Source organism: Pseudomonas rossensis (genome assembly GCF_039888995.1).
In the GTDB taxonomy this organism is placed as follows: domain Bacteria; phylum Pseudomonadota; class Gammaproteobacteria; order Pseudomonadales; family Pseudomonadaceae; genus Aquipseudomonas; species Aquipseudomonas rossensis.
The window spans coordinates 1-12,669 of record NZ_JBBWCB010000150.1 but is presented as its reverse complement, the minus strand read 5'-3'; the positions used below and the strand labels follow the sequence as shown (position 1 = coordinate 12,669).

The window sequence follows — 12,669 nt, the reverse complement described above, 5'->3', positions numbered from 1 at the left end:
GCCTTGCACGCCAAACGCGGCCCAGGTTTGCGGGTCGCCAGGTTTGAAATCCTGGCGAATGCCGGTCACCACGTCCCACCACGGGGAGATTACGTGCCCCCACAGGGCTTGGATTTCGGCGTCTTCGGTTTTGCCGTTGGTGCGTTCGCCTTCGGAGCGCAGCCACAGGCGATCGATGTCGCCGCCGATCCAGCCGGAGAGATCCCAGGCCAGGGTGCTGCCGTCGTCAGCGTCCTGCCATTCAAGTTTGTCGGCGAGCAAGTAATGGTTGAGCGCGGTGTCATGCACCTTGTGGCCGGACGGACTGGCATACACGGCGGCGCGGTCGGCATCGGTCAGCGCCGGGATCGGCGTGCGGCTTTCGGTCGGCGCGGCGGGCTGCATCTGGCCGTCGTCCATGCTTTGCATTTGGCTATGGTCCATGCCCGGCATCTGGCTGTGATCCATGTTCTGCATGTCGTCGGTGGCGGCCATCGCCGAAGAGAGTGTCAGGCTCGCGGTCACGAGTGCCAAAGAGAGGGGAGTGAGTCTGGTCATGGGTAGCGCCTCATTCTTCCACGCGAACTTCACGGAACATGCCCATTTCCATGTGGTACAGGAGATGGCAGTGATAGGCCCAACGGCCGAGGGCATCGGCGGTGACCCGATAGCTGCGTCGGGAACCGGGCGGCATGTCGATGGTGTGTTTGCGCACCATGAACTCACCGTTCTCGTCTTCGAGGTCGCTCCACATGCCGTGCAGATGGATCGGGTGGGTCATCATCGTGTCGTTGACCAGCACCACCCGAACCCGCTCGCCATATTTGAGGCGCACGGGTTCGGCGTCGGAGAACTTCACACCGTTGAACGACCAGGCAAATTTTTCCATGTGGCCGGTGAGGTGCAGTTCGATGGTACGGCTCGGGTCGCGGCCGTCCGGGTCTTCGAAGGTGCTGCGCAGGTCGGAATAGGTCAGGACGCGGCGGCCGTTGTTGCGCAGGCCCAGGCCGGGATCGTCGAGTTTGGGGGTGGTGGTCATGGCTTGCATGTCCACCAGCGGGTTGTCTTTTTCCGTCTCGGGATGGGACTGCATGCCGGGCATGGCCATGGCGCTGTGATCCATGCCCGCCATGCTGCCGTGATCCATCCCTCCCATGCCCATGTCATCCATGGTCACCAGCGGTCGAGGGTCCAGCGGCGGTACCGGCGCGGATAAACCAGCCTTCGCTGCAAGCGTGCCGCGTGCGAAGCCAGTCCGATCCATCGACTGGGCGAACAAGGTGTAAGCCGCTTCGGTCGGTTCGACAATCACATCGTAGGTCTCCGCCACCGCAATGCGAAACTCATCGACGCTCACCGGTTTGACGTGCAGCCCATCCGCAGCGACCACTGTCATTTTCAGCCCGGGAATGCGCACGTCGAAGTACGTCATGGCGGAGCCATTGATGAAGCGCAGGCGCAGCTTCTCGCCCGGCCGGAACACGCCCGTCCAGTTCGAGTTCGGCGCCTGGCCGTTCATCAAGTAGGTGTAAGTCGCGCCGCTGACGTCGGCCAGGTCTGTGGGATTCATCTTCATTTCGGCCCACATCTTTCGGTCGGCGACCGTGGAACCCCAACCTTTCTCGCTGACGTCGTGGATGAAATCACCCACGGTGGGCTTGTTGTAGTTGTAGTAGTCCGACTGTTTTTTCAGCGTCTTCATCAGGTCGACGGCGTCTTCGTCGGTCCAGTCGGTAAGCATCACCACATAGTCGCGGTCGTACTGGAAAGGCTCCGGTTCCTTCGCATCGATCACCAACGGCCCGTAAACGCCGGACTGTTCCTGTAAGCCTGAATGGCTGTGGTACCAGTAAGTGCCGTTCTGCCGGACCTTGAACTGGTAAACGTACATTCCATCCGGCTCGATGCCGTGAAAGCTCAGCCCCGGCACGCCGTCCATGTTGGCCGGCAACAAGATGCCGTGCCAGTGAATGGAGGTGTCGGCATTGAGTTTATTCTTCACCCGCAGCGTCACCGTGTCGCCTTCGCGCCAACGCAGCAGGGGCCCGGGAATACCGCCGTTGATGGTCATCGCGGTGCGCGGGTTGCCGGTGATGTTGACCGGGGTTTCGCCGATGAGCAGGTCGAAATCGGTGCCCGCCAGCACCTGAGGCTCGCCGGGACTGGTGACCGCCCAGACAGGCGTGCGCCATAACCCGAGGCCGCCGAGGAGCCCGCCCGCGGCCAGGCCCTTCACGAAGGTGCGTCTTGATGTGTTGGAATGCATGCCGTGTTCCCGGTCCGCCAGCGTGGAGAGAGCTTGATGACGAGGCTAACGGGCGGTGCCTTTCAGCAGGCTGAGGCGCAGATTACAGTTTTGACAGGTTCAAGCCGTATCTATTGGCGTGAATTGGGTGTTGACGCTGCGGCCACAGTGCCGCCACCGCAATTGATATACGAAGACGACTTCAACCAGCGTTGATCCGGATAGTAAGAAAACAACAACTGCCCATCCTTCATCGAATCAATCAACTTGTGCGCAATCGCCGGCCGCACAGCCGGACAACCCAGGCTTCTACCAATCCGGCCATTCGCTCGGGCAAGCACCGGACTGACATAGGGCGCCCCGTGAATAACGATCGCCCGCTCAAATGCGTTGTCATTGAAACCCGGCTCCAGACCTTCCATGCGCAAGGAATAACCGTTCTGGCCGACATAGCTCGACTGGGTGCGGTACAAACCGAGGCTGGTGGCAAAGCTTTCATTCTGGTTGGAGAACTTGACCGCCATGTTCTCGCCGCTGTTGCGACCGTGGGCAACCAGTTCGTGGAACAGTAATTTACGTTTCTTCAGATCGAACACCCACAACCGTTGTTCGGTCGAAGGCAGTGAGTAGTCGATGACAGCAAGTCTTTGGACAGGTGCTTTACCTTGGGCCAAGCTGCATTGGGTCGCGCGTACGGCCAGCCCGATGACTTTGGCGTTGGCGCCAGGTGCTGCTTTGAGCAGCGCGGCTGCAAGCGAATCGGCGTAGGCTGCCGGTACCGAAACTGACGTCAGCAGCAGGGCCGTGAATAGGAAACCAAAGCGGTCTAGCGCCATATGTAAGTCTCACATTAATGCTTCGAGTCTAGCAGTGTGCAGGATGCTAGCCGTTGAATACGGGGCGATTAAGGATTATCCATGGGGCAGTTAACAAGGTTATTCGTCATAAGCCGCATCTTTTTTATGGGCTTTCTGATCAGCGGCGCAGCGATTGCAGAAAGTTCGCCGATTGAGGCGGTATCTGCAGTCATCGGCAAAACTGGCGCAGCACCTGACGATTACGTCGCTCAAACGATTCAGGCGGCACTTGAGCCATTGAGTTCATCGTTTCCACCCTTGCTCACCTCCCGTGGCCATCAACGGGTGGATCCGAGTCGCGTGGTCATGGATTTTTACATGCATCGGGGTTATCGCTCGGCCTGGGCGAACGACAGCGATGTCATCCAGTTATTGAAAAGCCTGAGAGAGACCCAGGCCGATGGGGTGGACCCTGCGGACTTTCATATTGATGAGTTGGCGAACGCCAGAGCGTCGATGCAGGCAGCAGAGCCGACGGTGGCGCAACGGGCGGCGTTCGATATCGCGGCAACCCGGACCTTTATCACGGCGCTGCTGCAATTACGGCGCGGCAAGGTTGACCCTTCGCGTCTGGACATCCATTGGAATTTCGACCCTGTCGGTGCCGATCCTCGTGGAGACATGAATAACTTGTTCGCCGCGCTCGATGCTCATGACGTGGCACGCGCTTTCGCCGAAGCGCCGCCACAAGAGACGGTTTACCGCAGCCTGCGCGTGGGCCTGGCGCAACTGCGCAAGGTTCGGGACGCGGGCGGCTGGCCGAAGATTGCCGAAGGCCAATCGCTCAAGCCAGGCATGGATGACACTTCTGTCGCGCAGTTGCGAGCACGTTTGGTGGTGGGTGGTTATCTGGCCCCTTCAAAGAAGCAACGCACTGATTACGACGACAGCGTCGCCACGGCGGTGAAAAAGTATCAAGCCGAGCAATACCTGGGGGCGGATGGCGTGGCGGGGGCCGCGACACTGGCTGCGTTGAATGTGCCCGTAGAGGCGCGGATAGACCAGGTTCGGGTGAACATGGAGCGCGCGCGTTGGTTGCTGTTCAAACTTCAGGGCACTTTTGTCATCGTTGATATTGCGGGTTACAAAGTGGCGCTCTATCGCGACGGTAAAGCGATATGGCGTTCCCGGGTTCAGGTCGGTAAGCCGTTCCGCAGTACGCCGGTGTTTCAATCCGAGATTACTTATGTAACGTTCAACCCCACCTGGACCGTGCCACCGACCATCCTCGTCAAAGACATGCTGCCGAAGATTCAACGAGATCCTGGCTACCTTGCCGCCAACCGTATAAGAGCCCTTGATCGAGAGGGGAATGCGCTCGATCCGTCGACCGTCGACTGGGATAACGCGCGCGGTATCACGCTGCGACAGGATGCCGGGCCGGATAACTCGCTGGGGCAGGTGGTCATTCGGTTTCCCAATGACTATTCGATTTATCTCCACGACACGCCGCATCGCGAGTTGTTTGCGCAATCGCGCCGTGCCACCAGTTCAGGCTGCATACGAGTGGAGAACCCACTGCAGTTAGTAGAGCTACTGTTCAACGACCCGGTTCGTTGGAACAGCGCCGGGATACAGGCCCAGTTGGCTAACGGCAAGACCGAAAACATCAGGCTTCCCGTCAAGGTGCCGGTGCTGTTGGCTTACTGGACCGTGGACCTGAGTAACGATGGTCGAGTGATGTTTAAACCTGATGTATACGGGTACGATTCCGCGGTACTGCGGGGATTGAATCTGCCTTCGGAACTGCCCGTTCTGGATGTGCGACGAGCAGGAACTTCCGCTGTCGCGACGGGGCAAAACCGGCAATGGCCGTGAAGGAAGCGGGACTTGCAGGTCATTGATGCACCTACGATGCAAGCGCTCTGCGTCTACCTTTGCGCTCCGTCGCAGATTCAGGAGTTGGTAAAGCCCCAAGGTTGGCTCACCTGTTGAAACTAACACAATACAAAATAGTTACCGATCATCGATGTGAAGGGATAGGGAATTGACCATGGATGTTGCGCAAAAAAAACCTCACTCATCACAGGTATGCTTGAGGTGCATGACCTCGATGAGTGCCGCAACATTCAAAAAGGAGCTGTTTTTATCATTGCCTCGGGGGCGTCCGCTAAAGATTTTCCATTGGAAAAGTTTGCAGACGTTCCGATGATCACGATGAACGGCGCCATTTCCATGTTCTCCGGGACAGGTATCAAGCCGTTCTTTTATGCCTGTACGGATCAAGGCTTTTCCCAACAGCAACCCGAACTGTTTTCACAGGCCATGCGTATTAGTCAGCGGGTTGCACTGTGGCAAGAGCACATCTGGCATACGACGGTAGCGCCTGAGGGCGAACTTTACTTACTCGGCCGAGCACCCAAGCTCTCCTGGACCGACCTGGTTTTCAGGGCCGATAAAGAACTCGTCAGAAGTCGCAAACTCGGAAATGGCCGCAATAGAACCCTTGGTTTCAGCAAGAACCTTAAACGCGGTTTTTTTGATGCCCGTACCGTGGCTTATCTGGCTTTGCAGATTGCGTATCACGTGGGGTTTACCAAGGTGTTTCTGGTCGGCGTCGACTTGAATCAGTCTGTAAGCCGTTTTTACGAAGGGGCCGGCACGTTCGCGTCGCCATGCCTGCTTGATCAGCATTTTTATACGCGAATCCTGCCGTCGTTCGAGATCTTGTCGAAGTACGTCGTGGATGATGATTTTCAGGTCTACAACCTGTCCAGTTCCTCAAGGATTCCGGGTGAGCTCATTCCCCGAGTGACGTTGGAAGAGATCGACAAGTTGATCTAAAGGTTGTTCGGGCTTTATTGAAATGGGCGGCCTCGAGGCGCCCATTTTTTGTTGGGGTAATTATGTCTGGCCCAGTTCCTCGCGCAAAAACTCCACCAACGCCCGTTGCAACTTGGTCAACGCGCCCTCCCGGCTGATCAATGCCAACTCGGTCGGTGGCAATTCGGGCAGGTCGGCGCACACACTGTGCTCAGGCAGTACCGCCGAAGCGGGCAGCACCGATACGCCCAAACCTGAAGCCACCGCCGCCTGAATGCCCGTCAGGCTATGACTGCCAAACGCAACCCGCCAGGGCCGTTGAGCCACATCCAGCAGGCGGATGGCCCGTTGACGGTAAATGCAGCCCTGCGGGAACAGCGCCAATGGCAATACCCCGTTGGCTGAATCCACGCCCGCCGCTGTTGTGGCTGGGGCAGACGGCCTCGAAATTCTACGGTCGTACGGCGGTGGACGAGGACTACAACGGTCTGGCGCTCGACGAATCTGAAGGCGACCGGATTGCCAGCGTCATGGGTGATGCCGACATTCTGTTTTTGAAGAACCACGGGGTGATCGTCGCCGGGCCAATCATCGCCGAAGCCTGGGATGATCTGTATTACCTTGAACGTGCCGCTCAGGTGCAGTTGATGGCGATGGCGACCCAGCGTGAACTCAAGCCGGTGCCCCATGAGATTGCCCAGCGGGCCTATGAGCAAATGCGCCTGGGGGATGCAGAAAGTGCTCGGGCGCATTTGCACAGTGCGATGCGGCGGCTTGCCAAAGGACATTTGCCCCATACCCCCCCGTAGACTAAGCTCACAAAAAATAAGGGTTTTGGGGTGTTGCCCATGCCTTACCCTTACAGGACGAGCTTTTGCCTATCCCCCTTCACGATCCGCACAACGCCACCGGCGTCACGTTGAAACGGTTACCTCTGCGCAAAGCAGCGGTACTGTTTATTGCGGTCGTGTGCCTGAGCCTGTGCGGTTTGCTTTACCTGCAACTGGAGCAATCGCGCCGGCATGACCTGGCATTGGCGCAAGTGGCGTCTACAAACCTGACGCGGGCCATGGCGCAGCAGGCCGAAGACACCTTCATGCAAGCCGATCTGGTGCTGACCAGTCTGGCCGACTGGATTCAGGTTGATGGTTTCGGCGCGCCCCAAAAGGCACGCTTGCAGAAAACGTTCGCCCGGCGGGTGCAGGCGCTGAATCAATTGCACGGGATATTTCTGTTCGACCAAAAGGGGCAGTGGGTCGTTACCTCTTTCGACGAACTGCCACGCGGACCTGGTGTGGGGGATCGCGATTATTTCAAGTTCCACCAGCAGAACGTCTCGTCCCTGGCGCACATCGGGCCGGCGATTCGCAGTCGGAAAAATGGCGAATGGATCATCCCGATATCCAAACGGGTAAACGACAAGAATGGCAATTTCCAGGGCGTCTTGTTGGCCGGCATCAAGATGGCGTACTTCGATCAGTTCTTCAAAAGCTTCAGCATTGATGACAACGGTTCGATGTTTTTGGGCTTGACCGACGGAACGCTGCTGGCGCGACGGCCGTTTGTGGAATCGCTGATTGGCACATCACTGGCCAAGAGCGAGATCTTCGAGAAATTGCTGCCCAACGCGCCCTCCGGTAACGCAATGTTCAGCTCGCTGGTCGATGGTGTTGTGCGGTTGTATGGCTACCGTCAGCTCGACACTTATCCGCTGGTCGTGTCTGCCGCCTCGTCCAGGGATTCGATTCTCAAGGATTGGAACGACACGGCGTTTCGCTCCACGGTCATCGTTGCCTTGGTGGTGCTGGGCGTGGGGTTGTTCGGTTGGGTGTTCCTTTATCAGGTGCGTGTCGGCGAACAGGTCGAGGCGGATTTGCGCAAGGCGAAGGAAGCGCTGAAGCTGATCGCGACCCACGACAGCCTGACCGGCCTGGGCAATCGCCGGCTGTTCGAGGGGGCGCTGGACATCGAGTTCGGCCGAGGTGCCCGGCAGTCGAGTTCGCTGAGCCTGATCATGCTCGATATCGATTACTTCAAGCGCTACAACGACGCTTACGGCCACGTGGCAGGGGACCATTGCCTGGCTGAAGTGGCGCGGGCGGTGAAGGGGTGCTGCCATCGAAAAGCCGATTTGGCCGTGCGGTACGGCGGTGAGGAATTTGCGGTATTGCTGCCCGACACCGACATTCACGGCGCGATGGTGATTGCCGAGCAGATCCGCCGCAGCGTCATGGACAAGAACATCATCCACAGCGGTTCACCCTCGGGCTTCGTGACGGTCAGTCTGGGTTGTTATTCGTTTGTGCCGACGGGGCGGGACAGCATGGAAGTGTTCATCGAACGTGCGGATGCGGCGCTGTATCAAGCCAAGCATTCGGGGCGAAACCGCTCGGCGGTGCTGTCGATGGAGGGCGGTGTCGAGGCTCTGCTGCGTTCGGATCGTTGAGGTGTCTCTCGATGTTGTTTCACCCGCGCAACACCCCGGCCAGCCGGCTGTCTGCCTGTCAGATCCTCTTCAATTGATCGTCTAGAGTTGGGGTAACGCTGCCGATCCCGGCAGGTCTCCCCACCGCACGGATGATCGTCAGAATGTTGATTACTCAAGCATTGACAGCCGTTGCTATAACCGTTGCAGCCTGCGCCATCTTTCCGCTTGCGAGCCACGCTCAATCGAAAGTCACAGCCGAAGAAGCACACGCCATCGGCGTGGATGCCTACCTTTATTTGTACCCGCTGTTGACCATGGACATCACCCGCAAGCAATTCACCAACATCGAATCGGGCAAGGAATTCGGTAAAGGTCCGATGAATATGTTTGTCAGCGTGCCGCAGTATCCCCCTACAGATTTCAAAGGGGTGGTGCGCTCGAACTTCGACACCTTGTATTCCATTGCCTGGCTGGATTTGACCAAAGAACCGCTGGTGATCGCAGCGCCCGATACGGCCGGGCGTTTTTACCTGCTGCCGATGCTCGACATGTGGACCGATGTATTTGCCTCACCGGGCTGGCGCACCACGGGCACCCAAGCGGGACAGTTTCTGGTGACACCGCCGGGCTGGACCGGGACGGTGCCTGCCGGACTGAACCATCTGCCGGCGCCTACGCCCTTTGTCTGGGTCATTGGCCGCACCAAGACCGACGGCGCTGCGGACTACGCGGCTGTGCACAAAATTCAGGCTGGCTACACCGTGACACCGTTGTCCCGGCAGGGTAAAAGCCCCGAGCCGGCCCGCGTGAACATTGACCCGGCCGTGGACATGAAGACCCCGCCAAAGATCCTGGTCGACTCAATGTCGGCGGCCGACTACTTCGCCTACGCCGCCGAATTGCTCAAAGTGCACCCTGCGCACATCACCGACCAACCGATCCTGGCGCAGATGAAGCGTATCGGTATCGAACCCGGAAAAACCTTCAGCATGGATGCGCTGGACCCTGAAATCAAAGCAGCGCTTCAGACCGCGCCCGAAGACGCACAGACGTTGAAGACGTGGGAGGTTCCAACGCTCACTCGCGTGGTCAAGGCCGAAGGGTAGGTTCAATCTGACCATGCGTTTGTTTGGGTTCAAGCCCGAGGTGTTGAACGGCAAGTGGAACCTGCCGGCGGTCACATGCCGGTGTGTAGCAACCAAATGACAGCAGCCGACGATCTCCAATCATCGGCTGCCTTTACGCGTTCAGCTGCCTGTTCCGCCTCCGGCACCGCCGGTTCCTCCCCCCGCAGCACCAGTGCCACCCCCCGCGCCAGAGCCGCTGTTTCCACCGTTACCGCCGTTGCCACCGCTGGAAGAGCCCGACCCGCTATTGCCGCCGTCAGCGTTGTGGTCGCCCGAAGGTTGGCCAGGGTTATTGTTGGGCGCCATTGTCGAGCCGCCGATTGAACCCGATTGGGTGCCGGTTGCATCAGCGCCATCGCCTGAGGCTGCAAAAATGCCGACGGACATGGCGGACAGCACTCCAGCCAGTAATAGCGAAGTCATTTTGATGGTCATCATGGTGCGTCTCCAAAGATGAGTCGTTACCTGATGTTGGTATGAAGGGCAGGGCGGTTGGTGCCGATTGGTTGACGAGTGGTCGGCGTGCGTTTCAGGCGAAAGCCTCGCGCAGGTGGCTGATCGCTGCTTCTACTGTCATTCCCGGTGCAGTCGGCGGATCAGGCCGTTCACAAAACTCACGCCAGACAAACAGCGTCAGCTCGGCACCGTCGGTGATGCTTTCCGGGTGGGGGGATGAGAAGGTCTCTAGCACTCTGTAGCGTGCATCCTGCCAGAACAAATCCTCGACCCAGTCGTAGATCGGTATGACATGAAAGTGAATCGGATGGCCGGGCACATGTCCGTAGCGACCGATGTACAGCCGTTTGGGTTTGAACAACGTTTCGACAATCCGTTGAGTTTTCGCCAGCAGCGGGCCGAGCTCGGCGAGGGCGCTTTCGGGCAGTTCGTGGAGCGCGCTGACGTTCGCTCGGGCGCCGAGCATCATGTAACCCGGCAGTGCCGAGTTGAGGCGGTGGTTGACGATCCAGTGTTCGGTTTCATGGAGGATGAAGTGCTGGGGGATGAGGGGCATGTCATGACTTCCTTTTCTTGCGCGATAACAAACGATGGCGACGTACCCAGTCGGGAGTACGCGGGCGTTGCTTGCAATTACAGGGCTGCAGCCGTCGATTGGCAATGGTTGTGTGAACGGTTCTTTAATTGCGGCAATGACTCGCGCTATCCCTGCGCCAAGGCCCGGCATGGCTGCTATGGTCAATAAACGTTCGGCCAGTGTCCTGGTAAAAAAGCTCGCGAGCGTCGCATCCCGTTCAGGCAATCGATTGACAGGATCAAGTGCATGGATATGACCGCCGTTACCACCGTCACCGCTCCCCGTCATACGCCGATAACCCGTAACCTGGTGTTTGTCGTCGGCTTGCTGATTGTTCTGGGTGTGCTGATCGCCCTGTTGGCCTTGTTCAACATTGCCGGGAGGCTGGACGCCCAGGACCTGGCCAAGACCACGTTCTACACCCAGCGTGCGCTGGAAAATCGCATCACCGCCTCGAAAAACTACGTCGCCAGTTATGCAAACTGGACGAGCGCCTACGACCATTTGAACGGCAAGGTCGATGTGCAATGGGCCTACGTCGAGCAGAACCTGGGCAAAACCTTGTTCAGCATCGATCACTACGATGGCGTCTTCGTGGTCGATCATCAGCAAACCAAATACGCCGTGGTGCGCGGGCTTCAGGTGCAGGAGGCGGCGACCACCTCTCTTTCGGCATCCATGGCGACGCTGATACAGGCCGTCCAGCGTCAGGAAAGCCTCATTGATCCCGTCAGTCAGTTCACGCTGTTCGAGGGCAAACCGGCATTGCTGACGGCTGCCGCGATCGTCCCCAATGACGAAAGGCCGGCGGTCGATCCTCAAAGCACCTCGGTGCTGGTGTTTGTCGACCAATTAAGCCCTGACAAGCTCAGCGCCCTGAGCGCCGATTACGGCTTGCATGATTTAAACCTGGCGCCTGATAACGCCATCTCGCCCGGAAGGCCAGCCGTAGCACTGGCGGACACCGGCTACAGCCTGGTTTCCCGACTTGAGCAACCGGGTCACCAGTTGCTCTGGTCGCTGCTGCCGCCATTGGGCGGCGCGCTGTTGGTGCTGGCGTTGTTAACAGCTTATTTCTTCCGGTATGTCTTGCGCACGTCCGGGCACGTGGATGCCAGCTACACCAGCCTCGATTTATCGAACCAGGCGCTGGAGGCCAGTGAAGAACGTTTTCGTGCCGTGGCTGAGGCCGCTTCCGATTGGATCTGGGAAATCGACGACAAGCATTGCATCTCTTATCTGTCAGGACGTTTCGCCACCGTCACCGGTTTTTCCGATCAGCAATGGATAGGGCAGGACATCGGGCAACTGCTCAATTGCGATACGCTGCCCTTGTCGCTGTGGCTGCATAAGCTTAATGAAGAACAGCCCGTCAGCCATTTGCGCTGCTCCTATCGCGATCAGTCGGGGCAACAACGTATTTGCCGGGTTTCGGCACGACCGATCCATCGCAAGGGCGCGGTGATGGGCTATCGCGGAACGGCCAGCGACATCACCGATGAAGTCGCTGCCCATGCCCAGATCCAGCATCTGTCGTTGCACGATGCCCTGACGGGGCTGCCGAATCGCAACAAACTGGCGCGTTTCCTCGACGAGGCCCTGGCGCAGAAAGGGCATTCGGCGGCGCTGGCGCTGTTGATGATCGATCTGGATAACTTCAAGCCGATCAACGACTCCCTTGGCCACCCGGCTGGCGACGCCGTACTGCTGGAAGTGGCCACCCGATTGCGCGAGTGCACGCGGGACATCGATCTGGTCGCCCGGCTCGGTGGTGATGAGTTTGTGCTGGTGCTCAACGGCATGGACAGCCACGCCGAAATCGACCGGTTCTGCGAACGTTTGCTCGAGAGCCTGCTGCAGTCGATTCATTACGAGCATCACACGCTGCACATCGGCGCGAGCATCGGTGTCGCCTTGAGTCGGCGTCAGGGTCACATTCCCAATGAGCTGATCCGGTGTGCCGACATTGCGCTGTATCAGGCTAAATCCAACGGCAAGAAGACCTGGTGCTACTTTGCGCCGCACATGAACGATCAGATCCAGCATCGTCGGCAACTGGAAAACGACCTGCGCCGGGCGATCAAGAACAACGAGTTCGTGATGCATTACCAGCCGCGCTACAACATGGGCGGCAAGCAGGTGGTTTCGGTGGAAGCGTTGCTGCGCTGGCAGCATCCGGAACTGGGGCTGCTGAGCCCCGACGAGTTTATCCCTTTGGCTGAGCAGACTGACCTGAT

Annotated in this window: 9 protein-coding genes and 3 pseudogenes; 6 read left to right on the top strand and 6 right to left on the bottom strand. The window is 58.5% G+C overall.

What is annotated here, in order from left to right; translation table 11 throughout:
• The 3 genes from WLY71_RS26210 to WLY71_RS26200 all read right to left on the bottom strand — a co-directional run.
• On the bottom strand, positions 1-537 hold a 537-nt coding region (locus tag WLY71_RS26210), incomplete at its 3' end, for a copper resistance protein B (RefSeq protein ID WP_347805858.1).
• A gap of 10 nt (positions 538-547) precedes the next feature.
• Complete coding sequence (locus tag WLY71_RS26205; protein ID WP_347805857.1) at positions 548-2,245, bottom strand: copper resistance system multicopper oxidase; 1,698 nt, start codon at positions 2,243-2,245, stop codon at positions 548-550.
• A gap of 110 nt (positions 2,246-2,355) precedes the next feature.
• Positions 2,356-3,060 carry a murein L,D-transpeptidase catalytic domain family protein gene (locus WLY71_RS26200; RefSeq protein ID WP_347805856.1) on the bottom strand — a complete coding sequence of 235 codons (705 nt, stop codon included), beginning with the start codon at positions 3,058-3,060 and terminating at the stop codon, positions 2,356-2,358.
• Positions 3,061-3,141: 81 nt separating this feature from the next.
• Here WLY71_RS26200 and WLY71_RS26195 point away from each other — a divergent pair, with 81 nt between their 5' ends.
• Both WLY71_RS26195 and WLY71_RS26190 read left to right on the top strand, forming a co-directional pair.
• Entirely contained in the window at positions 3,142-4,899 is a 1,758-nt protein-coding gene (locus tag WLY71_RS26195) for a L,D-transpeptidase family protein (RefSeq protein ID WP_347805855.1), read from the top strand.
• 213 nt (positions 4,900-5,112) lie between these two features.
• Positions 5,113-5,865 carry a lipopolysaccharide biosynthesis protein gene (locus WLY71_RS26190; RefSeq protein WP_347805854.1) on the top strand — a complete coding sequence of 251 codons (753 nt, stop codon included), beginning with the start codon at positions 5,113-5,115 and terminating at the stop codon, positions 5,863-5,865.
• Between the two features lie 60 nt (positions 5,866-5,925).
• On the opposite strand, the pseudogene WLY71_RS26185 reads toward WLY71_RS26190, so the two are convergent.
• Positions 5,926-6,261, bottom strand: a pseudogene (locus tag WLY71_RS26185) (LysR substrate-binding domain-containing protein); the annotation flags it as partial.
• Between WLY71_RS26185 and WLY71_RS26180 the strand changes: the two are divergent.
• From WLY71_RS26180 to WLY71_RS26170, 3 genes and pseudogenes are all read left to right on the top strand, one after another.
• Positions 6,252-6,653 (top strand): annotated as a pseudogene (locus tag WLY71_RS26180) (class II aldolase/adducin family protein); the annotation flags it as partial. The pseudogenes WLY71_RS26185 and WLY71_RS26180 sit on opposite strands and share 10 nt — an antisense overlap.
• Positions 6,654-6,718: 65 nt before the next feature.
• The gene (locus tag WLY71_RS26175) at positions 6,719-8,290 is read left to right on the top strand and encodes a sensor domain-containing diguanylate cyclase (protein WP_347805853.1); all 1,572 of its coding nucleotides are present in this window, start codon (positions 6,719-6,721) and stop codon (positions 8,288-8,290) included.
• Positions 8,291-8,433: 143 nt separating this feature from the next.
• Positions 8,434-9,363 (top strand): annotated as a pseudogene (locus WLY71_RS26170) (DUF1254 domain-containing protein); the annotation flags it as partial.
• Between the two features lie 156 nt (positions 9,364-9,519).
• On the opposite strand, the gene WLY71_RS26165 reads toward WLY71_RS26170, so the two are convergent.
• A complete protein-coding gene (locus WLY71_RS26165; protein WP_347805852.1) occupies positions 9,520-9,837 on the bottom strand; it encodes a hypothetical protein in 318 nt (105 codons plus the stop codon).
• A 91-nt stretch (positions 9,838-9,928) separates the two neighbouring features.
• The gene (locus WLY71_RS26160; RefSeq protein WP_347805851.1) at positions 9,929-10,411 is read right to left on the bottom strand and encodes an HIT family protein; all 483 of its coding nucleotides are present in this window, start codon (positions 10,409-10,411) and stop codon (positions 9,929-9,931) included.
• 267 nt (positions 10,412-10,678) lie between these two features.
• Between WLY71_RS26160 and WLY71_RS26155 the strand changes: the two genes are divergently transcribed.
• Positions 10,679-12,669 (top strand): bifunctional diguanylate cyclase/phosphodiesterase (locus WLY71_RS26155; protein WP_347805850.1); only part of this gene is annotated, 1,991 nt, incomplete at its 3' end.

What these genes read in the sequence shown, in the direction of transcription:
- WLY71_RS26165 (WP_347805852.1), bottom strand. Translation starts at nt 9,837, where the DNA reads ATGATGACCATCAAAATGACTTCGCTATTACTGGCTGGAGTGCTGTCC.
- WLY71_RS26200 (WP_347805856.1), bottom strand. Translation starts at nt 3,060, where the DNA reads ATGGCGCTAGACCGCTTTGGTTTCCTATTCACGGCCCTGCTGCTGACG.
- WLY71_RS26160 (WP_347805851.1), bottom strand. Translation starts at nt 10,411, where the DNA reads ATGCCCCTCATCCCCCAGCACTTCATCCTCCATGAAACCGAACACTGG.
- WLY71_RS26205 (WP_347805857.1), bottom strand. Translation starts at nt 2,245, where the DNA reads ATGCATTCCAACACATCAAGACGCACCTTCGTGAAGGGCCTGGCCGCG.
- WLY71_RS26190 (WP_347805854.1), top strand. Translation starts at nt 5,113, where the DNA reads ATGCTTGAGGTGCATGACCTCGATGAGTGCCGCAACATTCAAAAAGGA.
- WLY71_RS26195 (WP_347805855.1), top strand. Translation starts at nt 3,142, where the DNA reads ATGGGGCAGTTAACAAGGTTATTCGTCATAAGCCGCATCTTTTTTATG.